This window comes from Aliidiomarina sp. B3213, assembly GCF_003290085.1.
In the GTDB taxonomy this organism is placed as follows: domain Bacteria; phylum Pseudomonadota; class Gammaproteobacteria; order Enterobacterales; family Alteromonadaceae; genus Aliidiomarina.
The window spans coordinates 661,634-688,066 of the sequence record NZ_QMKJ01000002.1; the positions used below are offsets into that span (position 1 = coordinate 661,634).

Consider the following 26,433-nt stretch of genomic DNA (forward strand, 5'->3'; position numbering starts at 1 on the left):
CCTAAGCTGCTTGCGGGCGTTTCTCTGGCTCCGTAAGTACTACGTTCTTGTCAGGAAATGCAGATGTGCTCGCCGATGCTATTTCTGCATCCGTCCAATACATAAGTTCCAATTCGCCCGTTTCACTCTCAACTAAAGCACTGCAATGCTCTACCCAGTCGCCATCGTTTGCGTAAATAATACCGTTTTCCATACGAAGATCCGGCTGGTGAATATGTCCGCAAACAATGCCGTCTAATCCACGCTTTTTAGCCTCTTGAATAGCCGCTTCACGAAAACGAGTTATCGCCAACTCCGCTTTAGCAAATTGCCCTTTCACATAACTAGAAAGCGACCAATAATAACGGCCTGTCCATTTGCGCATACGGTTCACATGACGATTGAGCGCCAGCAAAAAATAATAGAGCTTGTCGCCAATAAAATGTAGCCAACGACCTAAGTACACCTGCTCGTCGAACTCATCACCATGAAGTACCAGCAACCGCTTCCCTGCGGCTGTGGTATGTATCGCTTTGCGCTGAATTCTAATGCTTGCAACATTGGGGTGACGGTATTTGCGCATGGCTCCGTCGTGATTACCTGGAATGTAAATAACCTCTACGCCAGACTGCGCTTTGGCAAGTAATGACTGGATGATTTCGTGGTGTTTAGCGGGCCAGAACATTTGCTTCTTCATCGCCCAGAAGTCGACTAAGTCACCCACAATGTAGATTTTCTCAGCTTTCACAGACTGCAAAAGGTGTAACAAAAAGTCGGCTTTACAGTCTTTCGACCCTAAATGAACGTCTGAAATGAATAGTGTTCTAGCCACAACCGGAGCTGTTTGATGCTTCATAACTTTTGCCCTTTTAGCAGGTGGATGAATTCAACAACTCAACGTAAGCCAAGTCAGGCAAAGTTTGGCATTTCAATATGAAGATTATTTGACGGAGATAATACGATTTAATGACACCGCTACGCTTCAGAGCCTTCTTGCAAGCGCTTCAGCACAAGGTCAATTTGCGAAACAGGAGTAGGTCGGTTAATCAGGTATCCTTGGAATAACTGGCAGCCCTGTGCCGCAAGTAGTTCCATTTGGGTTTTCGTTTCTACCCCCTCTGCAACCAGCTTGAGTCTTAAAGACTCGCCCAATGAAATAATGGTGCGGGTAATGGTGCGAGGACTCTCGTTTTTATGGAGATTTTGCACAAATGACTGGTCAATTTTAAGTTTGTCGAGCGGCAAGCTATTTAAATAACTTAAGGAAGAATAACCCGTACCAAAGTCGTCGAGTGCGAACTTAACACCGTGCTGCTTCAAGGCTGTCATTTTCTCAATGGCGTCGTCTGGTTCTGAAAGTAGCATCGACTCAGTAATTTCCAGCACCAAGTATTGTGGCTCTACCCCCGACTTTTCGATAATACTTAAGGTGTCGGCCACAAAGCTCGGTGAATGTAACTGGCGTACACTTAAGTTCACCGACATGGTCCAGTGCTTTCGTTCTGGATCTTGGTGCCACTCATTCAATTGCTGACACGCAGATGTGAGTATTTGCTCGCCAAGCAGCAAAATATCGCCAGTTTCCTCGGCTAACGGAATGAAGTCGTTTGGAGGAATCATGCCACGGTCTGGGTGACTCCAGCGTACCAGCGCCTCGACACCATGCACCGACTTATCTGCTTCTACGATGAGCTGGTAATGCAACTCGAATTCGTTATCTTCAATGGCGCGGTGCAGGTCACGAACAAGCTCTTGGCGGTCCTGCAACATGGTTTGAATACTTTCGTCGAAGAAAATATGGGTATTGCGACCAGCGGCTTTGGCTTGATACATCGCCTGGTCTGCTTGTTGCAGTAGGGTGTCTACCGAGCGCGTGTCGTTGTCAAACAAGGTAATACCGACACTTGCCGTTACCCGATAAAAGGATTCATTTAGCGCAACGGGCTGTTCAAAGTCACGAATGAGTTCCGCTGCCAACGCGCGAGTTTGGTTAGCCGCAGCACTTGCGTGCTCAGACAACCGAGTAAGCACCACCACGAACTCATCTCCGCCAATACGAGCCACAAAATCTTGATCTCGGATCGAGCGACGTAACCGCTCAGAAAGGGTAACAAGTAAGTCGTCGCCGGCTTGCTGCCCCAAAGAGTCATTCAGCGTTTTAAAATTGTCGACGTCAAAACACAGTACTGCGGCATACTGAGGTATAGATTGCATTTTATGTTTCAGATTTTTAACCTTTTCTTGCAACATTCTACGATTCGGTAGCTTGGTTAATGCGTCGTAAAATGCCAATTGGTTAATTTGTTCTTCAGCCCGTTTACTTGCAGTGGTGTCGATAATAACGCCATTCCAAAGCAAACTTTCATTGTCTTTCACTTGCGGAATCGACTGCACCTCAACCCAACGAATTTCGCTTCCGACAAGTATACGGCCTTGCCAATAAAGAGGCGCTTTCTCTCGCGCGGCTTTTAAACTTTGGTGGTTGTAGTCATACCGATCCGAAGGGTGGATTCGTTGCTCTATCTCGGTAAACATACGTTCGAGCGGGAGAGAGTCAGGCAACTCTAATATTTCGCGAGCGCGCTGATTCAGATACGTGACCTCTCGCTCCCCTTCGCTGTTTACTCTGCCTTGATACACCCCAACAGGTAGCAATTGTGTAAGCGAGTCGTATTGCTCTAAAGAACTTGATAACTGGCTGTTTAAACTTCTTAAATCTTGATCAGACACATCAATCAGGCGTTTCGCTCGTCGGTAGCCATAAATTAAAACTAATACGCCTAGTAACCATACCACCGTAGGCAAAGCTAAGTTACTCAACCAAGCCATAATCACATAGCGACGGTCTTTCATTGCCACCGCAGTCATACCATACTGCGCCATAGGCTCTACCCAAAGGTAATGATGGCGATAGCCACCCGCCATGTTATAAGGGCGATCGTATGAAGCCCAGCCATGCTGTTCGCGAATCAAATTGCGTAATGGCTCCGACGCTCGGGTTTGATAAATTCGGTCGTAGCGCTCTCGAGTAGCAGGCTCGGGATACATATAGTTTAAGTAACCGTCGTCACGAACCAGTACAATTTCAATATTGTCTTCAAGTTGTAATTCAGACCACGCCGCATTGTCGCTATCGATAATCAGCATCGACACCATAATCGCGCGAACTTCGTTATCGTCGTCAAACACTGGTGTGTATAACGGGGTAACCCACTTATCGATGGTGGTGGAAAGTTGTGGGCGCCCGATTTGGAATGAACGTGTGAGTATAGCTTCTTGCAAGCTTTCACTGCTCATGTCTAAAGCGGATTGGGAGTCTGGGGCGAATTCATATTCTGGAAGCGAAGAGCCTAGCACATTGCCTTGCATGTCGAGCATGGCATAGCCAAGTGCACTTCTATGATATGGCCGCATACGCTGAAAAAAGTCCTGAGCAGTTTCAGTACTCGAAGATTCCGAGCTAACTTCCAGGCCTTCGGCGAGAATTTGTTGAATAACGTCTTGCTTCGCCATTTGGTGTTCAAAGCCTTGGGCAAGAATTCCACTTAAATGGCTTAATTGCTTTTGTTCGGAAGAGAGGGTGCGTTGCCATGCAATGTAAGATGTGAAGATAGCCACCACGACCAAAAGCAGCATCATTAAACGTGCAAAAGCACGCAAAATGCGCGTTCTATTGGTACGGCTATTTTTACCGTGCTGATTGGCGTTTAACTTTGAATGGATAACTACAACTCCACAAACGGAAGCCTATTATTTTTATATATGATGGCTTACGTGAAATTCACCCGATGTAAGAAAATAACGACAATTTATGTCGGTTGCAAGCAACTCCTTGAGTGGCTACATCAATAGCCAGATTAAGTAGAGGAAAACAAAGATAATTAGGTAAGAAAGACCCATTATTGACCATACCTTTAATGGTCTATTCATTAGCCCTGCTTCTTTCGCTAGCCTCATATTAAGCCAAGCAAATAATGGCGTTGTCACAAACGCCAACCCCATTGCGAATGTGAGCATAGGGCGTAATGCACCCGCAAAGAAGATAATAATCAACAAGCCCAGTAAACCTTGGGCAATAAGCAGTGCGTTAAAACGCAACTTCGATCTTGTTTGGCGACTTTCATGGAAGCAGGCATCAAAAATTCGCGCGTAACCGTCAAGCACAGTTATGGTGGTGCCAAACATACAAACGAAAGCAATAAACGCCACCAACCAACGCGACCATTCGCCCATAGTTTGGGCGTACATATCAATGAGCTGCTGGGCAAACGCACCACCCGCTAGCGCAACTTCCGTAGTAGAACCATATTGAATAATGGCACCTAAACCGAGGAATAAAACAGCAAGACCGGCGGTTACCCAGTAGCCTAAGTTAAAGTCGAAAAGCGCATACTTCTTAGCTTCGGGTTGGTATGTGTATTTCTCCTTTGCCCAAAGCGAATTAATCACCGAGATTTCAATCGGTGCGGGCATCCATCCCATCATGGCAATTAAAAACCCAAAACTCGCTAGCTGCCATGGATTAGGGCTCACAAAGTCGTCTACCCGTGCGGCGCCTTTCGACCAGGCAATAATAAAAGCAGCCAAGGTTGCCAATGCCAACAGCAACATGAAAATTTTGGCACTTTTGTCGAGCGCCGGATAGCGTCCCCAAATTAGTAATACCCAGCTAACGACTAAAAGAAATAAACTTAAGCTAATGACCGAAGGCGGCGAAGGAAGTATCCAAGACACAAAGTATTGCAACAAAGACGCAGTGAGTAGCAGCACACCAGCAGTTGCGACAATGGCGGCAATCGAACACACCACAATAAAGGCACCGTAAAGTCCTTTACCACTATTGCGATACCCGGTAATTAAACTTTGCTCTTGTGTAGCTGTGTAGTGAACGGCGAAGCGAAAGAAAGGATATTTCAGGGCATTTACAGCGATAATTACCCACAGTAACTGCCAGCCAAACAACGCTCCTGCTTGAGTGGACGCAACAAGGTGGGAGCCGCCAATAGCGGCCGTGGCCAGAAGAAGCCCTGGACCTAACGCTTTCAAGCGAGAAGTGTGCATAGGTATGCCTGTCTTATTATTATTTTACCTAAGCATACCTTGAGCGAGAAAAAGATATCAATTAACGATTGCAGTACCGCGTGTATATACCATGTCGCGCACAACGTCTCTTGGAATTTCTATTTGAGCTGTGGCTTTCACGACGCGAGTACCGAAGTCCAACATACGAAGTGTTACCACCATAGAAGCGCCACGGTCTAACAATGTGCCTACAAGTACATAATCAACGTCGAATGTTTCGTTTAATTCAAGGTAATTGGTCGAAAGTGCAAAGTCTCCTTCAGGAGTTACACGAATTGCATTCGTGAGTTTAAATTCCACAACTTGTAAGTCTGCGGCATGAAGTTCAGCACTTAACTCTTGCTGCAGCTGCAAACCCATTAAATTGCTTTCACGTAAGCCACCCGCCAACCACACAGGACTTGTTACCGCTACACGTTCGCCTACGCTAACATCGTTAGCCGTCGACATAAGCTCTTCCACCAATTGGAATGAGTAATAACCCGTAGAATATGTTGGGTTGTCGTTTACTCTTGCAGGCTCTTGTGGAGGCGGCGTATTACCGCAAGCTGTTATTGCAAGAACAGCAAACGTACTTAATAACTTCGTTATTGTTCTCATTATTCAATCTCCCCACGTGTGCCTGGTGCGTCGAACATGCTACTTAAGAATCCGCCCTTTTCACGTTCCGGCTGCGGGTCAGACAAGTGCGAACTACGATACAAACCGCCGCGGCGCCACTGTGAGTTCACTTCGTCTGAAGAAATGGTTTCCCATGGCACGAGCACAGTTGAAGACGAGATTACTAGTGCAGAACGCGCGTTCACTAAGCGAGTGTTCACAAGTAAGCCATTGTCTACTTCGCTATATGTACCTACGACCACCCAGTCGATCATATAGTTGTCGCGCAACCTTTCGGTGTCGCGGCTAAGCATGAGCTCTTGCTCGTCGGTCAGCTGCAGTGCTTGGGTTAATCTATACTCTAAAAAACCAATATTATATGGACGTGCAGAGGCCATTAACCCTTCTTGCATTTGCCGCGCTAAATCAGAGTAGCTGTCCGACGCCTGATGTTGAAGCGACTCTGCCGGCACAAAGCTTGTTACAGCTACACGTCGAATACCCTCGTGATATTGAAACAACTCATGAGCAAGAATGTTTTCATATTGCGTTAACGGACTATGCGGAACCGCTGACGGCGCAGGAGTGCGGTCTGCCATACTTTGTTCAGGAGCCGACGCGCAACCCACTAAAGTTGCGGTAAATGACAATGCTAATAAAACCGCTGCTATCGGTTTTGCACGTTGAGTTAAGCGTTTCATACAAACTCTCTTGAGAAAGGTTTGCTTATTTATCGGCCCGAGCAGCTAAAAACTTAACGTGATCCTCGCGATCTTTTTAGTGCAGAATTGCGGGTGTTTCGGGAAGTTGCTCGCAGCGAATTTCTTTTTGCAATCGAGAAGCGAGCTGCTGACAAAGTTCTACGCCACCAAGCCTGTCTCCTGTTAAATACAAAACCTGTGCGAGCCCCAATGTGCCTGACTCATGTAACGGGGCGTAACGAAGAGCATCTTCAAACCAAGTTTCAGCCTGACTGTAGGCTTGATCTTCAAGATAATAAGTTCCAATGACGGCTGCAATATCCGCAATCCATGGTCGAATTTGAACCTCCTGCTCTTCATACCTTGCTCGCATAGACTGAAATGCAGACTCAAAAGCCGAGACAGCAAGCTGGCGATTTCCACTCACTCCATGAAGCTCACCTAAATTAATCCACACTTGCCAAGCTTGATCATCAATTGCAATGGCTCGCTCATAGGTTTCAATTGCGTCTTCGTACTTTCCTTGTGCCGATTGCACAAACCCGAGGGCTTTCAGAGTCACAGCGCTATTTGGCTGAATTTCTACCGCTCGCACCGCAAGTGTGTGGGCACGATTGAGAAGGTTTCTAGCCTCTTCGTTGTCCAGCACCCCAGCCTCTACCTTCTCTGTTAATGAGGAGTAATGTTCTGACTCTGCCACCGTATACCGAACCGCCCTTTGCACTAAGGTATTTGCGAGACCAGCGTAGCCAGCTGCAGCACCGGGCTGTAAATCGATATGCTGCTCGTATAAGGAAATAGCCATTTCATTGTCGGCTAGCCGCATTTGGTGATAAAAATCATCTGCCTGTGTAAGCAGGTCGCGACCAGCGGTTTGCTCTTTTGCTGTATGTATAAACCACCCAGCTAAGACAGCAGCGCAGATAAGAACTGCGAGCACTATATAAAGCCATTTACGCTTTGGTTGGCCGCTAACAGGTTGCACCGACGCTGTTTCATCAATAAGTTGAGCTTTCTCAACAAGCCTATAACCACGTTTAGGTACAGTTTCGATAAATCTTGGCGATTTTGGGTCATCATGAAGAGCTGAGCGTAAACGAGAAATGGTGCGCAGAAGTGTTTCGTCACTCGCAAACTGTCCAGACCAAGCTTGTACAATAATCTCGTCTTTACTCACAAGCTCGCCTTGGGCGTGAATTAAAATAGCAAAAACAGCGCTTGTTTTTGGTTCAAGTCGAACAGTACCTAGAACGTCGGAGACACAATTACCTGACTCAAGATCAACGATCCATTCTCCAAGCTTAAATTTTTGGGATTTATTATTCATTTAATTCAATAGGTTACTGTTTGTCAGGGTTTTGTCCGGACTTTAGTAGTTTACTGTCCGATAATGCGGTTATGCTCCCATGTAATCTGCTGTTCATCAAATTTACAGGAGAGACAACATGAAAAGATTGTATACCACATTCACAAGTATTTGCTTACTGCTTGCCACTATCGCGGTAACGCACGCCAACACTTTCAATGAACAGCAAATTAAAGACGACTTCGCGCAATTGTACGAGGACTTGCAGTCTTCGAGCTACAACTTTTTCGCCCACACAGATAAAGATACTTTTGACCGACACTACCTCGAGTTCCAAAACCAGATTAATGGCAACATGACGCAACTGGAAGTTCATCGCTTGTTTTTACGCTTCGTTGCACTTGCAGACATTGCACACACACGAATCGACTTCCCTATTCAATTCTTCCGTGAATTTCTTAACAGTGGTGGGAAAACATTGCCGCTAAGTATTCGTGTTGAAGCAGACAGCGTTATCATTACTGAATACTTAGGTCTGCAAGATATCAAGCAAGGTGACAAGCTAATCAACGTAAACGGGCAGCCTGCTCTAATTTGGCTAGACACACTGGCTCAATACCTTGCCGCCGACGACTCAAGACTTGCTTATGTATTGCTAGAAGCATGGGGTATTGCACCATACCTTTGGTTACATGAAGGTGAACAACCGCAATACACACTTACACTCGAACGTGCGCACTCCGGTGAGCAATATGAAGTTGTGCAACCAACCTTGTCACATGAAACCCAAGAACAACACGTTGCAAGCCAAGCTATTGACGACTCCGAGCCTAGAGAATACCAAGTTCTAAGCAATCAAATCGGTTATTTAAAACCAGGAGAGTTTTATAACGTCTACGCAGAAGATAACAACCAAATTTGGGACACCACGGAGTTTCATAGTTTTATAGACGAAGCTATGCATACTTTTCTAGACGCGAACGTAAAAGATATCGTTATTGATGTGAGGGGTAACGCGGGCGGCACCAATAGTTTTAGCGACCACTTAATCGGTTGGTATGCAGATGAGCAATTCCGATTTGCTTCAGAGTTCCGCGTGAAAGTGTCTGAACATTCAAGAAATGCAAACTTACAAAGACTCGCATTAGACGACGATCCAGAATCTATCACCGCCAAGCTAGAGCAATTCTATGCCCAGAACGAGCAAGGCGATGTGATTTTATTTCCATTAGAAGATAGTTACCCCCACAGTGGTGATATGAATATCTCCGATAGTGATATTCAAATCTATGTATGGATTGACCGCTTCTCTTTCAGTAATGCGGTGTCTGTGGCAGCTATTACGAAAGACTATGGATTTGGCACAGTGATTGGTGAGAAAACAGCAGACCCTGCTACAACCTATGCAGCCATGGAAACATTTACGCTTGAAAATACGGGCATTAGTGTCGGTTATCCGAAAGCGCTCATCGTACGCCCTAATGGGAACCCTGTAGCTGACGGTGTTACACCGGATATTCAGTTGGAATGCCCAGAAGGAAGTGGTGAAGCTGCGCTATCGTGCTTAAGAGAGTTCATTCTAGAGCAACGTGTGCAACTCTAATATTGCTTTACAAAGGCATGGAACCTTACGGGCAACAAGCTTCAGGTTCCATGCCTAGGTTGAATGGATTTACCGTAATTTAATGTTTCAAATGAGTTCTAAATATGTTCGTAGTGGTTTATCAATTCTCTGCACGAAAAGGCTGTGAACAGAAATTTATTTTAAATTGGCTAAAGACAACACGAGGCATTTATCTGTTTAAAGGAAGTTTAGGTTCCAGATTACATAAAGATAAATCAGGTCGGTTTATCGCTTACGCGCAATGGCCCAGCGAACAGGCCTATCGAAATTCCACCAAGGGTATAATGCCGCGAAACTATGAGAAGCATGGAAACGATATGAAAAAGCAACTCGATTCTGTCGGAGTTAAAATACTGTTCGAAATGGAAGTACAAAAAGACTTTCTAAAAAGCAGCACGTTTCCCGTTTAAACATCTAAATAGTGCAAACTTTTCAAGGGATTCTCAAATAACGCATTTTCTATTAGGCTGAAGTAACAATCAGAGAGTGGGAAAAGTTATGGAATACTTAAGCGCCAGCGAAATTGCACAACAAGTACGTGAAGGGAAACTCACCAGTGTGGACATCACTTCTTTGTATTTAGAACGCATTAAAGAGCATAACGAGAAGTTGCAGGCGTATGTGTTTCATCAGCCGGAGCAGGCTCTCGCAGGAGCAAAACACTGTGACCAGAGCGGAGAAACAGAAGAGAAAGGCTTACTGCATGGCGTACCTGTATCCATTAAAGAATGCTATTTGTGGGAAGGCACACCCACCACTTTAAACTACCCACCGAAGCGAAACTACAGAGCAAAAGAAACCTCTATTCTGGTAAAGCGCTTGTTGGAACAGGGGGCGGTAATACTGGGTAAAACAAATGTACCTACGCTACTCTCTGACTCGCAAACTTTTGGCCCACTTTACCCAACTGCGAACAATCCGTTCGACCTAACAAGAACACCAGGGGGTAGCACCGGCGGAGGTGCTGCCGCGGTAGCTGCTGGTTTAACTACATTTGAACTGGGAAGCGACATTGGTGGTTCAATAAGAAACCCCTCTCACTATTGTGGCCTATTTGGTTTCAAACCTACCCAAAACGGTTACGCTTCTGACGGACATGTGCCGCCCTATCCTGAAGACAACATTGGCATAAGTATAATGAACCACACAGGGCCGCTCGCTAGAACCATGAACGACATACAACTAGCGAATGACGTGCTTTACAAGCCCGATCTTCAACGGCTGCATTACCTCGATACAAAAGGAAGAAACGTCAACCTACAAGGCATGAAGGTAGCCTACTTCGACTCATTGTATGGCTTGCAAGCTGGCAGCGACGTGCGCAATGCCATACACCGCATGGTGAACACCATTGAAAAACTAGGTGGTGAAGCCGTACCTATTCATATCGACAAGTTTCTTTCTGAACGCATGTTGAAAACCTGGACCAAACTACTCGGAGTTATGATGGGTCAGGGTTTGCCTTGGCTCGTGCGGAAAATGTTTTATTTGAAGTTCAGCCCGTCACTAAAGGCGTCTTCTTTGCCCGCCCGCAAAGAGTTGAAACAAGGCCTCTCGCTAAGCTTTCAACACTTCAGTCAAGCAATGGCAGAACGAGAAGAGCTTATTCAAGAAGTGAACCGCCTGTTTGAGCCTTACGACTTTGTACTTAGCCCTACTTCCATGGGACCAGCGTTTGAACACAACCACAAGCACCGTTCAATCTTGCTAGACGGAGAAGCCATTCCATATTTAGACTACTGCTTCCCATTCGTAGCCTTTTACAACCTTACCGGACACCCCGTGCTTACAGTACCCACAGGCCTTAATAAACAAGGCTTACCGATAGGACTCTCAATCAGCGCACCACACCACCAAGACCAGGAACTCATACATTTTGGTAAAACATTAGAGAGCAATGGCTACACATTTACAGCGCCCAAACTTTAGGGCGCTTTAAAGCCTTTTACTGGACAAAACTCGTGAATTTCCCTAGAATCCACGCCTGCTTTCTAGCAACTCCAATACCACGCACCCGTAGCTCAGCTGGATAGAGCGCTGCCCTCCGGAGGCAGAGGCCGCAGGTTCGACTCCTGCCGGGTGCGCCATCAAAGCCTTTCAGCATATTTCCTCTCGCAATTTCTATTTCTTTCTTAGTATTGAGTTGAAGTCATCCTAAAAACACTAATGACCTTTGCTCAAAACCACTCAAATTTCACAAGAAAAAATCCGTGACACATTCGTGACAAGCCCGTGACAAAATTTTTTTGTTGAATATTCGAACCAGATTATTTTGACCTTTACCCTAAAACGATATCGGCAGAATTTTTACCAATCTTTGAGTCAAAAAGATAAGGAAACTACCAGTCGTGCTCCTCCGCCTAGTGCCAGTTGGGGACCTTCCTACACCAACCTAGAGATCGAGAAAGCATCAATTACACTTTTAAATCTCTACTTGTGATGAGTAATCTTACCCTTTAAATACGTTACCTATACTTTCCAAATCCCAAGAGGATTATGAACTTCGAGGAAGTAGTGGAGAGAAGATATTCCCGAAATATCTCCAGAGTACTTAGTAAACCCGTAAACAACTATCGGGTCTTGTGCTTCGTTAGCCCAAGGCATAAATTTCCACTGATGGAAAACGAGTCCAACTGCGTTTTTCTCAACAACAAAACTTTCTTGTCCTTGGATATATCTGATTCGATCTGTTTTAGAGTTAAAACCATATTGAGCCAGAACTTTATTAAATCGACCGGTGTTTCGGTCATCCTCACATATAAACCACATACTGCCTGCGTTTCCAGGTGTACTTGTGCTTCTAGCTAGTGACTTAAGTTTTTGAATTAGTTCTGCTTCCAGTTGTTCCGCTAACTGAATACCATTAAACTCAATTCCGTGGATGACTTTTCCGCTCCTCGCTGATAACGAATATGCAGGACCGGTGTTAAATGGAACTTCTACTGTGTTGGGGAAAATATTGTTAGCAAACTTAACTTTGATGGCTAAATAATCTTTTCGGATTTGATTAAAGCGAATCCAGAAATTACTGTTAGTTTGACTCCAAGACTGATATATAAGCTTTAGGTCATCAGGGTTGGATGCTTCAGGAACACAATTTTTGAGTTGCTTAACGGTATACTGTTTACAATTTTCCAACTCCGTATCTAAGAAATCGTCAACTTGAATTTTTATACGATGTGCTTCAGGGTAGTCCCAGTCGAATGCATCCCTTACTGACTCTCTCATTATTAGTTGTGACTTTGATTTGAGCAACACAATAAATTGCTCGAGTTTTTCTGATTGCTCAATACTGAGGAGTCTAAATGAGGGGGGATTACCCAAACTTAACATTTCGGCAAGTATTACTACGCATGCTGAGGCTGCATATGATTTAATGTTGTGTCTTTCATAAAACTTATTATCTAATGAGAGTACGTGCTCATTAATCCAATCAGAAAAAGAACCGAGGTCCCTATTAAAAAGACCGTACTGTATATAGTTTGCGTCTGCATCTTTTGGCTGATACTGGTACCAACTTTCTTTAAGCTCAGACCATGAGTTATTCAAGGCACAAAGTGCGAAAAAATAAGCAATTGAATCAAGTGCGGACGATTGTATACAAGTAACTCTTATATCCGATACATTAGGCAAAGTCTGTTTTAGAAATTTAGATTCGTGTCCAAAACAACCATTAAATTCAGACCATTCTCCTTTGGCTTCATCACCATGTAATACGCCTAAGGCCTCCTCACATTGATTTAATTTTGATATTTTAAAGGGCTTTAGATTGTTGAATCTTTTACGCCACATACTGAACTTTTCATTTTCTCCTAACATGACAGGAGCCAATTGCTTTTTGTACAAACCGCTCGTTGCAGCCTCCTTTAAACTTTGATGAAGCTTAGTTAGGCGGTTAGGATTGTTTCGAGCCGCATATGCTACGAGGCTCTCCCATAAGTTTAATGCGGCATCCAGACCTTCTGGGTTTAGCGAAAAATCCCTCGCTCGCATAAAGAGCCCCATTATATTGCTGAGCCACTCACCTTCTGCATAAAGATCATCATAAGAGCAAGGATCATAGTTTTGTCGCTCTGCTTCACTATACATTATCTGCGTTAGATTAAGGAAAGGTGCCTTCGTAGGACGTGATCTTCTCGATCCGCAAAGTTCTGAAAATTGTGGATGATTAAAGATATACCCTAACAATACGAAAACTGAGCGCTGGGCGGAGAAATTAAGGCTCCGATTGTTCTTCCTTGCAGCTCTTGATACTTCGTTGAGCGATAGTATGAAGTTTACAACCACCAGCCATTCATTTGATTGAACAGGAACCACCCAGTCCTCATTAAAAACCAAGGGACGAACTTCCTTCATCAACTCTGTTATAGGTTCCTCTAGCTCGACATCAAGAGGGTTTGAGCTTAATCCCTCTCGAACAATGTCTATCCTAGCATTTAGTTGATCTAAATAGCGCCCTCTTCTGGCACCTACATGGGGCTCGACTCCTCGTTTTAGAGAATCATAGATTTCCCGTGGTCGCTTACTCGCCTGAGAAAATATATGGCTGAACCACATTCCAAGAGCGAGAACTATAGCCAAACACATTAGCGCAACTGCCCATGCATAAACTTGCATTAGAAAGGAAATGTCAGACTCACCGTCTACCGGTAATAGTGATTTAAAAGTTAGGGATAAAATGAAGTATAAAATCAAGCCCCAATAAATTCGTTTCGGAGTAATGAGCCTCCAGCTACTTAAGTAACGGATGATATGTGCAGAGTTATACTTTTCTGTTGCTCGGGAAATAACTTGGAGACTTAATGGAATCCCAATAGCTACGAACCCCACCAGTATTGTGAAGCTGTATCCAATAGAATCAGCAACAAAATGTGGGTCTAGTCCATTGAATAATCCATGAAAAATATCAATTATCCCACTTAGACGCTCTTTAACTTCCTCTGTTATTTCATTCATCGATTTATATTCTTAAAGTGACCAGACATAGGCTACAAATTCGTTTGATAGTAAATTGTATATGCCACAGGTAAATGTCATATATTTGAAAATAGAGAGGAAAAGCTTCTTAGGTACCCCAAACCGACTATAAAGACGGCTGACTGCTGGCTCCAGATCCTCATGCGATGCCATCTGGAAGCGGCTTCTCAAAACCAATCAACTTGACCCTCACTCCTCAGAAATACACTGCCAAGTACACCGCTATTTTACTACTACGGCTTACTTTTCTTGTTATTTTTTGAGCTGAATTTGAATAGTAGTTTTTTGATGGGCTCTAGCAAAAAACTAGCACGATGCCATTCATTAATATCCTCATCTCGTCTGTTATTTGTTTTGCCCATGACTTCATAGTAATCAGAATCGTTATCTGGATTATCGAACATACTTTGTAAATGGATATCAAAACCTCTTTCAGATAAGAGTAACTTAGCAGCACTAACGCCTGCTTCCTGAAGCTGACCAATTTTTCTTGCCGCTAAGTTTCCTTGAGTTTGCTTTACAGGATTTATATAGCCAGCCATAAAGGTCAGTAACCTTTGACGCGGAAGATGATACCCATCATCTTCAAAGTGATACTTTTGAAATAAAGAGGTCAATACAGTAGAGGCATATCCCATTTCGTATCCTCCTTGCTCCTCATCTAAAAAGCCATAGGGCTTAAGAAACGAAAGCTGATTATGAATCCACCCCCATACCATTCCTCCTGCCATGAAGTCGGCATCAGTTTCTTCGGACTTAATGCTGTCTACATCATTATCCAAGTGGCCTCGAACACAATGAATCATTTCATGAGCTAGACATAGCATTAAACAGATTAGCACTACTCTCGTTTCTTCAGACTTTTTCCTGTGCTTTTTAATTCCAGGACCATATACGACTTGCTCTAACTCATATAGCATTCTTACAGGGAAAATTATTCTATATAGTCCCCCGGGAAAGGCTCTAGCAACAGGGGTTAGCGAGTCACCAAAGTCTACCTGGAACTTTATCGTTTCTTTTTGTTTTTCAGGCCATGTTTTAATCGAGAGATAAAATAAATTCTTCAAGAATTCCAATTTGAACTTCATATTGTCCTCGCGAACATTTAACTCATCTACTGAAATCCCCTTTTGCCTGTTAAGAAAGTCGAAAATCATAATTCAAATTTAGTACCTTAATTAATAATGAAGCGTAACGCCCAGCTTCAGCGCACAGCCATGTGAGCGATAGTAACGAAAAGTCTTCATAGTTAAGTTCCAGTACCTCTCTAACGTGCGCACAATATCTAACTTTAGTTTTTGATTATGTTATTGACAGTAAAAGACTTAAATACACAACACAATAACAAAACGCGCAATATTGCAGAGATAAGAGTGCCGTGTCCGGTTCGCGCTATCCAGAATTATTAACTACTGCGAGGCGAGTTACTAGTTAAATTAGCATGGTCCGAAATTCGTTCAAAACTGACCATTGATCTGGTACCACGGGAGGGGCACTTAGCGCTTGACCTCTCCCCCAAGAATAGAAATATTTTAACGCTAAATTACTCTTTTGGAGTGTTAAGAGCAGTGACTGAAGCTATGATCACCCAGTCGCTTGATTTCATCGATCCTATTACTCCGTTCTTTGCGAATTTACCCGCCTGATATGACTCTGACCTTCATAGAACATTGACAATTTAGTTGTTTCAGTTGCAACAGCACTCAAAGCCGTCACTTAGTCTATTAAACCATTACCAGCCTCGCGCTCTATGAAAGTCTTAATAAATGCAGCACTTGTGTGAGCTGCATAATCTTGGAAATCATCAGATTTTTCCGAATCCGCAAAGTCGCAGACAGACTTTGCAACAATTGCTGCAATTTCGTGCTTTTCACAAACACTCATGAACCCGTAGGATTCCATTTCTATCGCCAGAAGCTTTCTATCTCTCGTTATCAAATCTTTAGCGAATGAATCTAGTGCAACTACCTGAGCTCCACACGCCATTGGCCCAAGGTTTACTGTTGGAGGAGAACACTTCTTGTTCCCTTTCCACTCTTGAAAAATTCTCTCTCCATCATCAAAGTTTTCAACATAGCGATTAATCATTAATCGAAGGTTGGCCTGCAGTGGAACTTGATGTGGGTCTGGTTGAATTTCAAAACCATCACCTTTTGAGATAATCTTACCGGCGCCATAATCCCATGTACGATCAGCGACTATTATGTCCCCTAAATCAACTCTGCCTCGAATGCCGGCACAGATGCCTGTCATGAACATTAGTTTTGGAGAAAATTTGAAAATCAATTCTGATGTAAGTGCTGCAGCGGAGGCTATGCCCATTCTTGGGCAAGATGCCGCAACAATTGTCAACGGGTGTTCCCCACTTCTTGGGATTGAGCCTTTGTAAATATCCTGACCATGATGAGTTAACGTTATCCAATCCTCACCTACTTCACTTAAAAACGCCTTCAGTTCAGGAGAGTGTAAGGCCGCCACAACTGCGATATCACAAATGTTGTTGTGTATGTTTGAATGGCTCGCTCTGGCTTTGCCTTGTAAAATACCTGCCCAAGAATCGTAGTCCTCTCTTTCTTTAAATAAAAACCAGCCATGGCTCGAGAACTCCTTGCGAAAGGCATCAAAGTTATCCATTTCATTGGTTAAGCCCATAACGTACTTTGGAAATATAATCGTATCTATCTCAGCTAACTCGCTCAACAATTCAACGCCCCCGCGCTCTGATACATCTCCCCCTTCAACCACGGGTATAAATATGTCGATCAGCAGAACATCAAATTGTTCTCTTTCGAGCCTAAGTATTGCATCATTGCTGGAACTGACTCTGTGAATGTTACACCCGTAACCATCCAGAGCCTTGTGCACAAGGCGCAACTTTTCGTAATTGTCCTCCACTAATAAAATTCTCATTATATGATTCCTTTCAGTGCATCTAATAAAGCTCTTTTCCACTCATCCGATTTAATACTAAAGTAGACTGAAGCTTTATATAATTGTGGGTATTCAATTTGTAGATTTTTCTTCAAAGTATTCAGAGATGTTTGCTGCTCGTCCGGGCCAAAACTATCGTATTGCGTTACAATAATGACTGGAATGGTTTTGCCAATAAGCGACATATGACTTAGGAACTCTTTCCCAGCAAAACTCTCAGGAGCCCCTCCTGAAGGGTCACTTTTAGAGATATCAAAACTAGGCATACTCATGTCTAGGATAATCAGGTCAAAGTGACATTCTTCAAGCTTGAATAAGCCACTATTCAATGACTCTTCAATATCAATATCGAAATGTTCTGGAAGTGAATCTAAATACTTTGATATTGCCTGTGATTTATATTTATCATCTTCCACCATTAAAACTTTCACACAAAAATCCCTCCTCCAACCTCAAAGCAAACCTCAAACTCTTGGTCATCTTTGTAACGTAAAGTTATCCCAGAATCAGAATTCAAATCATATCTTAAAATTCCTAGGATTTTCGCGACACCACTGCCTCCCTCAAATTGCGCTCTCTCCTTCATTTGATTTTCATTCATATCAGTCAATTGAGAAAGACGTGTATTTTCCATACACACATCTCCATAAAACTTGCAGTTATTGTTACATTTGAAAAAATATCGACCATTTTCCTTTTCAGCATGTACAATTACTCGCACCTCACTCCCCTCTATATTGGAGTGAGTTACAGCATTAGTAACGATGTTGTGAAGAATATCTACAAAGGATGATAAATTAGAGTTCTTAATTTTTAGGCTCGGGACCTTTGAGTCTTTAAATATTTTCCTGCCTAACATTTTCTCAGTTATATCAAAAGCAATTTCGAGGTCATATTTCGTGCTCGATGCTGAAAACTCGACCTCAAACCACTGTTCAACATGCGATATTTTCTCGTTAATATCTCTTCTTAACTTATCTAGCTTCCTGATAAATTGTTCTCTGTAGACAGGCGAACAATCCTCAAGGATCCCCGTTACATTTTCAGAAAATCGATTTACCGCTTTGATTAGCTGATTAGCCAATTCGACACTTATCATTTCCTTGGCTCGACTACAGCCTATATTTGTTCTGTCTATCATGAAGCTAACGATACAATCCCAACAATCCTGGCTGGTAAATTCTTCTCCTAACGTCTCTCGGATACTGTATAAATCTTTGGAGGAAACCCGATAATCGAAAAAACCATCATCATTTCCTCTTCCGTTGGTGACCACTTGTACTTTCTCACCTATGAACCTATCGATTGCCTCAGTATATTCCTTAGAAAAACCTTCTATTATCGCGTAAATTTTTGTCTCTGAAATCTCTGGAGGAAAATTACCTTCATCGATATGAAGCTCATCGAGGGACTTTGCTTTTGTTAGAAACCCTTCGGCTTCTAGTGGTGCTGTTAAATTAGAACTGAAGGTCCCATGCCTTACTCTTGTGCTTAGGTAGCTGTTTAATCCCTTTAAACCATAGCAGTACTCCTCTATCACAGCTTGCAAAATAAGGAAAAGTTGTTTATTCACTTTGTCTTTGCCTAAACTCAAAAAGCTTTCCAACTGTCCAGATATAAACTTTGCTAAAGGAGACGCATTCTCTGAAATAGAGTTATCCTCCATCATTTCAATCGTACGCTCCAACTCCTGAACCGCTCTATCGCCCTCATGACTCCTTATTTTGAAAAGTTGAAAATGATTTTCAAAATCCTCCCACACTTGTGTTCTTACATAGTCCAAATCGGCATAAACTTTTGAGCTTGAAACTTGTTTTGAAGCCTCTTCTAGAACTTGCTGCTTAGATAATTCCTTTGCTTCATGGTTTAATCTAGAAGTGTTACCCAGCTTTTTAAGCACTAGGAGGTTGCAAATCCTAATTCTCTCCTCGTACGCGTCCCTTTGAGTACGATAGAGCAATGATTTTACTAGCAGTTCTCGGCTACAGATACGCTCTAAGAAAAAGACATGCCTCCTATCGTTAATATTGAACTCAATATCAGAAGGGTTATCCTTCTCCATGTAACGCGTATAAGCTCGTATTGCTAGTGAGATCGCTCGTTGATTAGTTGTATTAGATACTGTTTCATTTAGAAAATATAAGGAAATTATGTCTTTAATATTATTTGTGCGCAGAGCGTTCTGCTTCAGCATTTCGCATAGTTCATGTGAATACCAGAAGCTAATAGATTTTGTAATGTTATCAATAGATGAAAGAAAATAATCTACAGCAACCTCTCGGTTATTGAGCCTAATCTGACAAGTCAAAATATCTCTTCTTAAAGTACAATCTGAAGTGTCAGAAAATGGCTGATAAACGTCTTTTGCTTTTTCATAATCCCCATTTTTCATTAACGCTCTTCCAAGATATTTTGCATAAATCTTATTGCTTAAATAACTATGCTCAACCTTCAAAAGGTTTACCGCTTCAAATATTTTAGTAGTCTCTGGAGCAAACTTTGTTTTAATTTCCTTTTCTACAGTTGAAGTAACACATGATCTGCTGGATTGAATTTTTTTAATTCCGTCGTTAATTTTTAACGTCTGTTCAAAAGACATTGGCTCAGTTTCTAGCATTAGAAAATGGGTCAAGATGAAAGCTTCATAAGAAGTAGACTTAGTAAAAATATAGTTGTCCAGATTTAGCGTTGAGCTCAGAAAAAGCTCACCGTTTTCAACGACATCTGCAAGCCAATTAACGAGTCTTGACTTTTCAGAGCCACCTATTAACCTATATCCCAACAATTTTAAGGAATATGAAAATAAGTAAAGTTCTGTAAAATCAAGTTTGCTCTTTTCCGCTAAAGCTTTAACAACACTTTCATAATTCCCAAGGGTGTAATGCTCTATCGCCGTGTATCTTTCAATGATGCCGGACTCACAAGGCTGATTCACCGAGTCTTTGCTCGGCTTTACAAAATTCTCACATATTGCTTTTTTATTGTTGTCCTTTGAAAATGCCACCTCATAAAAGCATAAACTTTCGAATGCCACGTATAGGTCTATCAGTGTTGTATTTAGTTCCGTTTTTAAGATTCTGTATAAATCCACCCCCGCTCGCGGATCAATACCTAGTAGTCTGTATATAATGTAATTTACAAAACTATCTTCTCTATGCTCTGATAGTTGTTCTAGAACTTCTGTGCGAACCCGACTCTCATCTGTTTCTTTTAAAAAGGCGTTCCAATGATGCAGAATTAACTCCTGTGGAGTTCCTGATGGCACTCCCGACCTCTCAGCCGAATACTCTTTACCTTGATTAAGTTGTACAAACTGCGTTTTATTCTGAGACCAAAAGCTGGAACCAAGAGCCGACTCCAACTGTTTGATCTTTTTTTCAGCTTGATCATATTTTTTTTGCTCGATGAGATTTTCAATATTGTCCCTAGTAATTTTAAATTGCTCTATTTTCTCTCTATTTTTTTCTAATATACCCAGAACATAATAAAAAACTTTTTCATTTGATATGCTTTCAAATACCACCGACACCTTAAGATTTTTTATATCTGCGATATTGCGAGTTTCTATTTCAGCGTATCGACTGTTCTTCAATGGATAGCTCGATAAACCAACTTTCGAGAACACTCTTAAATTCTCATCTTTTAATTTAGTCAGGGCATTTCTTAAAACTACGCCTGGTTTTTTTGAGGAGCGAAGAACCTTATCTATAACTGTTAGTTTTTTCATTATACGTCCTTTGTAAGTCGATTATTCTAAATCGTAATATGGACTTTTATTCCTACTAGGCTTTACAACACTGACCTAACCCAAGAATAAAACCATGACTTCGACGAAATTCTCATCGCTTTGACAAACTTTCTTAGTTAGTCCCGAGCTAGCCTAACGCATTTCTTTCCGCAGTATATTTGAGATTTCAATGACAAGAAGCTGAATTGAGTCCACAACCTCAGCAAAATCAATTCCAGAAATACCAAGCTTATTCATGTAAGCGTTCCACATACGAAGCCTTTCCTCATCATTCACAAACGATGATTCAAAAATTACGGCCTGTGAAGTGAATTCTGTATTTCGGCGCTCGAATGTCGCCAGTACAGCTTTTTTCAGCAACGAAGTATCAAGTTTTTGAGTGGTTATAATAGTCCACAAATCATAAAAATCTTTCATCCTGCTATTCGCTTCCCCGAGCGAATACATTGCCTGCAACTTCTCCGCGATGACGCTATAAACGGGATATGCTAGTAACTCAGGCTCAGGAAAATCCAGGAGCGCTGGGACTCTTTGGGTCAACGGTTCAGGCACGACAACATCATTAAAACCAATATCTATCTGTACGTTAACTTGGGTGCGTTGAATATGGCCAATCAGCTTCACTCTGACACCGCTGTATTCGGCATCCTCTTTTATCTCGTCAATCTTGATTGATTGTGCATCAAATACGATTCCGTCTTCCGCTTCGATTTCGCACACTTGAGTAAAGGTTGCACGAATTGAATTGATATCGTTACTACAAACACCCAAAAAATCGACATCTCGAGTTGGTCGATGAGGCTCATCATTCCATATTGCGAAAAGTGTCGCGCCTTTTAATATGAACTGATTGGCATAAGGGGATATGGATAGCCTGAAAAGTAAGCGCTCAATTCCATATCGTGTCAGAACGAAATTAAAATTCTCCTTACGCTTTCTCGCAACATTCATAAGCCTTTGTCTAACGGAAACAGCGATGTTTTTAACCATGTGCCAATACCTCCATGTAAGGGCGCATGACTCTATTTACTCTGCAAATATTAGCGAAATGATTTAGCTCGTTTATCGTTGCTAGTCTTTGTTCGTAACAATCCTTTAGGGCCATTATTGCCACATCTTTGCCTATCTTATTTCTGTACTTAAAGCAGTCGGCCACTGTTTTGGCCGGGGAATAGATTCGAATAACTCCACTTGCTGTCGGAACTTCCTCGATACCCTTATGGTAAGACTCTCCTGTAAATCTACATATGCGAATGGGAGGGTAATTTATCGCTGGAGCTCTACTTTTACCCTCAATCGCTAGCCAGGTTTGGAAGGGGAGTTCTGTCGAGATATTATAGAATTGTAGTGCTGATAGAAGGCAAATCACTCCCCTCGGCACTTGTTTGCAGACCTCTACAAGTTGTTGATTTTCATCAAACTCAGCCGCCGGCTTCTGGTATAGACCTCTGGCGATTCGCTCGATAGAACCATTTTGTGTGAGTCGTGTGATAGTCGCACGCGAAACCCCCAAGATTTCTAGCTCGGATGTTCGCATAGGCCCCTTTTCAAGGGCCTCAAGAATGACTTGCTCTTTCGTTTTCATTTCTCAATATTGAAACAAAACGTAGATACTTGCAACTATATATCGACATAATGTTTCAACTAATTAAGTCGTGACCCTCATCAACATTCATTTTGAAACCTGCAAATCACTTTTTATGTCGAAATTTTTCGACATAAAAAGTCAGATTTTCCGGCTCGATTGGGAACTCCTGTCGTGGCTAAAGGTCAAATTTAAGCCTTTTCGGACCACCCTTCTGTGACCAAAATTTTCTTTAATTGATCTAAAAAGTCTCAGCCCCGCACGAAAAACCGCACTCGAAAACACAGTAAAATATTGATTAGTAAAATAAAAGAGACTTGTGACACTTTACGGGATTACCCTCCGGAGGCAGAGGCCGCAGGTTCGACTCCTGCCGGGTGCGCCATTTGTACTTTCAAACGTCCTCTTAGCAGTCACTCCAATCAAACCTTTAATTTTTCGTGCCGGAACCTATTATCCTGTCATCTTGCTAGACGAAATATGCTTATTGAGCCGGCATCATAAAGTGGACATGTACCACCCTTTGTATGGGATTTATGAAAGAGAAGATTTACACGCAAGTCCGTATACAGGAATATATATGCGCTTTTACGTGTAAAAATTGACTTATCCGCTTTTGCGTATAAAATGAATTATAAACGCCCTTGCGTATAAAACGGTTAAATAATGAAAATTACTGATTCCAAAGCTCTATCAAACTATTTACGAAATGAACGTCGTGCCCGCGGTCTGAGCCAGGCAGCAGTAGGAGACGTGGTTGGCTTAAGACAGGGCACTGTATCTAAATTCGAGTCTATGCCAGATAAAACTCAGCTCGACACCCTATTTCGGCTCTTGTCTGCCCTAGAGCTTGAGCTCTCTGTAAAGCCTAAAAATACAACTTCACATACTGAAACATCGGCCGGTGAACGATGGAATGAGGAGTGGTGATGAGTAAGCTCGACGTCTATATGAATGGTTTTAAAGTTGGCTACTTGAAACGCTCTGACTCGGGTGCTCACGAATTTCGCTATGACAACCAATGGCTTATACAGGAAGGTGCCCGGCCAATATCTTTATCTATGCCATTGCGCCACGACGCGTACTATGGTCCGGAGGTTATTAATTTCTTCGACAACCTTCTCCCCGATAACGAAGAAATTAGAGATCGGGTTGTTGCACGATATGCAGCTGACTCCAACCAAGCATTTGATCTTCTCTCGGCAATCGGCAGAGATAGCGTTGGAGCACTTCAGTTCGTACCGGAAGGAAAAGAACCTAGCGGAGTACGTGAGCTTCGTTATGAGAAACTCACCGAAGAAAAATTGGAACGTATTTTAACGGGGTATCAGTCGAGAGCTCCCTTAGGAATGCTTCGAGAATTGGACGACTTCAAAATATCCATTGCAGGGGCTCAGGAAAAAACTGCTTTATTGAAAGTGGATGGTGAATGGTGCATACCTGTTGGAAACACTCCCACGTCGCATATTCTTAAACTTCCAATAGGTAAAATTGAAAGCCATGACCATACAATAGACCTCAGTGATAGCGTAGAAAACGAAATGCTTTGTTTGAGAATTGCTAAAGCGTTTGGCTTTGACGTTCCGGATTGTGAAGTGGTAACAACGTCAAACGTGAAAGCACTCGCGATCGAACGCTTTGACCGAAAATACGCAAAAGACCGGTCCTGGCTCATGCGGCTCCCGCAAGAAGACTATTGCCAAGTTTTCGGCCTACCGTCCGCACGAAAATACGAATCAGATAATGGACCATCAATAGCCGATATAATGAAACACCTTCAGGGCTCTGCTAAAGCCCAACATGATCGTGAAGTCTTTATGGCGGCACAAGTACTTTTCTTTTTGTTAGCTGCAACCGATGGACATGCAAAGAACTTCTCTTTGCATATTGAGCCTTATGGCGCATATCGGTTAACTCCTTTATACGACATTATCTCAGCCTACCCCATGTTAGGTGGTACAGGATTAAATATTCGTCAGTTGAAGTTGGCGATGAGTTTGCGAGGAAGCACTGGGAAGAAGTGGAATATATATCAAATATTTAAGCGGCATTTCCTTAACACATCAAAACTCGCTGAGTTCAGTCCAACAAAAATGAACCAGATTATCAGTAACATGTGCGGCCAAGTTGACGATGTTATTAGCCGGGTACAGAAAAACCTACCCCGTGGTTTCCCCGAGGTAGTTTCAAAACCGATTTTTGAAGGGATGCAAGCGCGCAAAGAAAGACTTATGAGAACCCAACAGGAAGACTCCTAAATTCTTCAATTATTCTCCGGAGGCAGAGGCCGCAGGTTCGACCTCCTGAGCGTGCGCCATTTATTGGCCCGACGGAACTTTTCTATACTCGCCTTGATATGCTCCCTGCGTGAACATAAGCGTTTGACCGTCTTGTGAGAATTCAAACGTCATATTGGTGGCGTGCGCCTGCTCGAATAGAAACTCCCCGTTGCCTTGATAGCTAAGCGATTCTTCAAACTCGTCCATCACGAGCAGAATGAGCTCATTACCTCTTGCTATAAAGGTAAAGGTTTCTGAAGGATTTGTGGCTTCAGCGTAACGCCCTGCAAAAAGCTCTGCTTGCTCTTGCGTAAGCGGTTGTTGCGTTTCTCCGAAGTAGCTTTAGCGAGATTTACCATAAGCGGATTCAGGTTTTGGCTTGTCCCGTTACTTATAATTGCAATAGTAAGATTGCCCTGAGGAAAATGAACGGCAATTGACTCGAAGCCATCAACTTTTCCTCCGTGACCAAACCCATTATAAGCGCCTGCGGAAATCTGTTGGAGCCCCATACCGAAACCACGTTCTATATCTTTCATAGAAATGAGAGAAGATTCGTTTACGACATTACCGATCATTAGCTGATGGAGAAAGAAACCTACTTCGTCAGCTGTTGACACTAAAGAGCCAGCCCCAAAAGAGCTCGATGGTGAAGTGGTGGGCAGCAGCTCCCAAGTGCCCGTGTAATCATAAGACGCGGCTTCTTTCTCAGAAAGAGTTTTAGATAGCGGATGATATGTATTACTAAACTGCAGAGGTTGAACGATCTCATTATTAATTATTTCAGCGTAGGGCAATTGATAGACCGTTTCGAGAATGTTAGCCAACAGAAAGTAATTAGAATTACTGTATTGGGTTTGAGAATCCGCATCAAACTCCCTAGGCATAGAGGAAATAACGTTTAGCAACTCTTCTTTTGTTATGCCTTCAACATGATAATTTCTAAAAGAGGGTTCACTTGTGTAGTTAGCAATTCCACTTTGATGTTGAAGCAAGTGCGCAATGGTAATGCGCTCAGCGCTCTCAATCATGGGGAAATATTCACCGAGTATGTCATCTAAGGATAACCGCCCTTGCTCAATCGCTTTGAATATGGCGGCGGCCGTATATATTTTTGACACGGAGCCAATTCTAAAACCTGTACTTTCACTATTCCTCAAATTCTCTTCAATCTGCGAGAAGCCAGACGAGTATTGAAAGATCTGTTGACCATTTTTCAGCACCACAATGTTGCCCATAAATGCGCTGGACTGCTGATGTTCGGTGAGTACTTGTTCTGCTTTTTCTGCATATTCGGCATCAAAACGCTCAGAACCTTGAGTGCCTTCATGATCTGAACAACCCGCGACCCATTGAATTAGGAGCAATGTAAACAAGAGTACTCTTATCATAAGTTTCTCTATTTGAATTTGTGGTTTATCAAGAAATAAACCCTAGCCCCCGACTTAGCCAATTACAATCGGCTCTATGTTACTAACTGTTTCAAAGGCAAAATCGAGCGCCAGCCCGTTACTGCCGATTCCCCTTTGCTCATTTAACGAGAACGATTGAAAGCTTTCGAACTCGCATACTAAACTAATGTCTGATGTTAAAGCTTATTTATTATGCTGGTTTTCAATTT

20 protein-coding genes and 1 tRNA gene are annotated in these 26,433 nt (G+C 42.7%); 6 read left to right on the plus strand and 15 right to left on the minus strand.

The window, feature by feature from the left end:
• Position 1: 1 nt before the first annotated feature.
• The 6 genes from DQX04_RS08390 to DQX04_RS08415 form a co-directional block, all read right to left on the minus strand.
• Entirely contained in the window at positions 2 to 835 is an 834-nt protein-coding gene (locus tag DQX04_RS08390) for a UDP-2,3-diacylglucosamine diphosphatase (RefSeq protein ID WP_111915436.1), read from the minus strand.
• A 119-nt stretch (positions 836 to 954) separates the two neighbouring features.
• Complete coding sequence (locus tag DQX04_RS08395; protein WP_111915437.1) at positions 955 to 3,639, minus strand: EAL domain-containing protein; 2,685 nt, start codon at positions 3,637 to 3,639, stop codon at positions 955 to 957.
• 180 nt (positions 3,640 to 3,819) lie between these two features.
• Complete coding sequence (locus tag DQX04_RS08400; RefSeq protein ID WP_111915438.1) at positions 3,820 to 5,040, minus strand: NRAMP family divalent metal transporter; 1,221 nt, start codon at positions 5,038 to 5,040, stop codon at positions 3,820 to 3,822.
• A gap of 57 nt (positions 5,041 to 5,097) precedes the next feature.
• Positions 5,098 to 5,661: a FlgO family outer membrane protein gene (locus DQX04_RS08405; RefSeq protein ID WP_111915439.1), complete on the minus strand. Its 564-nt coding sequence runs from the start codon at positions 5,659 to 5,661 to the stop codon at positions 5,098 to 5,100.
• Complete coding sequence (locus DQX04_RS08410; protein WP_111915440.1) at positions 5,661 to 6,362, minus strand: FlgO family outer membrane protein; 702 nt, start codon at positions 6,360 to 6,362, stop codon at positions 5,661 to 5,663. The genes DQX04_RS08405 and DQX04_RS08410 overlap by 1 nt, the downstream gene beginning before the upstream one ends.
• Before the next feature lie 76 nt (positions 6,363 to 6,438).
• Positions 6,439 to 7,689, minus strand: a complete 1,251-nt coding sequence (locus tag DQX04_RS08415; protein WP_111915441.1) for a winged helix-turn-helix domain-containing protein — start codon at positions 7,687 to 7,689, stop codon at positions 6,439 to 6,441.
• A gap of 118 nt (positions 7,690 to 7,807) precedes the next feature.
• Between DQX04_RS08415 and DQX04_RS08420 the strand changes: the two genes are divergently transcribed.
• From DQX04_RS08420 to DQX04_RS08435, 4 genes are all read left to right on the plus strand, one after another.
• Positions 7,808 to 9,271 carry a S41 family peptidase gene (locus tag DQX04_RS08420; protein ID WP_111915442.1) on the plus strand — a complete coding sequence of 488 codons (1,464 nt, stop codon included), beginning with the start codon at positions 7,808 to 7,810 and terminating at the stop codon, positions 9,269 to 9,271.
• A 104-nt stretch (positions 9,272 to 9,375) separates the two neighbouring features.
• Positions 9,376 to 9,702, plus strand: coding sequence for an antibiotic biosynthesis monooxygenase (locus tag DQX04_RS08425; RefSeq protein WP_111915443.1), 327 nt, complete (start codon positions 9,376 to 9,378; stop codon positions 9,700 to 9,702).
• A gap of 88 nt (positions 9,703 to 9,790) precedes the next feature.
• Entirely contained in the window at positions 9,791 to 11,221 is a 1,431-nt protein-coding gene (locus DQX04_RS08430; protein ID WP_111915444.1) for an amidase, read from the plus strand.
• A gap of 81 nt (positions 11,222 to 11,302) precedes the next feature.
• Positions 11,303 to 11,379: transfer RNA gene (locus DQX04_RS08435), tRNA-Arg, on the plus strand.
• A 382-nt stretch (positions 11,380 to 11,761) separates the two neighbouring features.
• On the opposite strand, the gene DQX04_RS08440 is transcribed toward DQX04_RS08435, so the two are convergent.
• The 7 genes from DQX04_RS08440 to DQX04_RS12610 form a co-directional block, all read right to left on the minus strand.
• Entirely contained in the window at positions 11,762 to 14,248 is a 2,487-nt protein-coding gene (locus tag DQX04_RS08440; RefSeq protein ID WP_111915445.1) for a hypothetical protein, read from the minus strand.
• A 254-nt stretch (positions 14,249 to 14,502) separates the two neighbouring features.
• Complete coding sequence (locus DQX04_RS08445; protein ID WP_111915446.1) at positions 14,503 to 15,426, minus strand: hypothetical protein; 924 nt, start codon at positions 15,424 to 15,426, stop codon at positions 14,503 to 14,505.
• Positions 15,427 to 15,985: 559 nt separating this feature from the next.
• Positions 15,986 to 17,179 (minus strand): response regulator, encoded by a 1,194-nt coding sequence (locus DQX04_RS08450; RefSeq protein WP_111915447.1) that lies wholly within the window; start codon positions 17,177 to 17,179, stop codon positions 15,986 to 15,988.
• Positions 17,179 to 17,631, minus strand: coding sequence for a response regulator (locus DQX04_RS08455; protein WP_111915448.1), 453 nt, complete (start codon positions 17,629 to 17,631; stop codon positions 17,179 to 17,181). Before DQX04_RS08455 ends, DQX04_RS08450 begins: the two co-directional genes overlap by 1 nt.
• Entirely contained in the window at positions 17,628 to 20,927 is a 3,300-nt protein-coding gene (locus DQX04_RS08460) for a hypothetical protein (protein ID WP_111915449.1), read from the minus strand. Before DQX04_RS08460 ends, DQX04_RS08455 begins: the two co-directional genes overlap by 4 nt.
• 153 nt (positions 20,928 to 21,080) lie before the next feature.
• Positions 21,081 to 21,938: a nucleotidyl transferase AbiEii/AbiGii toxin family protein gene (locus DQX04_RS08465; protein ID WP_111915450.1), complete on the minus strand. Its 858-nt coding sequence runs from the start codon at positions 21,936 to 21,938 to the stop codon at positions 21,081 to 21,083.
• Positions 21,931 to 22,533 carry a type IV toxin-antitoxin system AbiEi family antitoxin domain-containing protein gene (locus DQX04_RS12610; protein ID WP_111915451.1) on the minus strand — a complete coding sequence of 201 codons (603 nt, stop codon included), beginning with the start codon at positions 22,531 to 22,533 and terminating at the stop codon, positions 21,931 to 21,933. Before DQX04_RS12610 ends, DQX04_RS08465 begins: the two co-directional genes overlap by 8 nt.
• A 666-nt stretch (positions 22,534 to 23,199) precedes the next feature.
• Here DQX04_RS12610 and DQX04_RS08475 point away from each other — a divergent pair.
• Positions 23,200 to 23,463 carry a helix-turn-helix domain-containing protein gene (locus DQX04_RS08475; RefSeq protein WP_111915452.1) on the plus strand — a complete coding sequence of 88 codons (264 nt, stop codon included), beginning with the start codon at positions 23,200 to 23,202 and terminating at the stop codon, positions 23,461 to 23,463.
• Entirely contained in the window at positions 23,463 to 24,791 is a 1,329-nt protein-coding gene (locus DQX04_RS08480) for a type II toxin-antitoxin system HipA family toxin (protein ID WP_111915453.1), read from the plus strand. The genes DQX04_RS08475 and DQX04_RS08480 overlap by 1 nt, the downstream gene beginning before the upstream one ends.
• A gap of 60 nt (positions 24,792 to 24,851) precedes the next feature.
• Here the strand turns inward: DQX04_RS08480 and DQX04_RS12480 are convergent, their stop codons facing one another.
• Entirely contained in the window at positions 24,852 to 25,022 is a 171-nt protein-coding gene (locus DQX04_RS12480) for a hypothetical protein (RefSeq protein ID WP_165831969.1), read from the minus strand.
• A 26-nt stretch (positions 25,023 to 25,048) separates the two neighbouring features.
• Positions 25,049 to 26,188, minus strand: a complete 1,140-nt coding sequence (locus DQX04_RS08485; RefSeq protein WP_165831970.1) for a serine hydrolase — start codon at positions 26,186 to 26,188, stop codon at positions 25,049 to 25,051.
• Positions 26,189 to 26,433 lie beyond the last annotated feature (245 nt).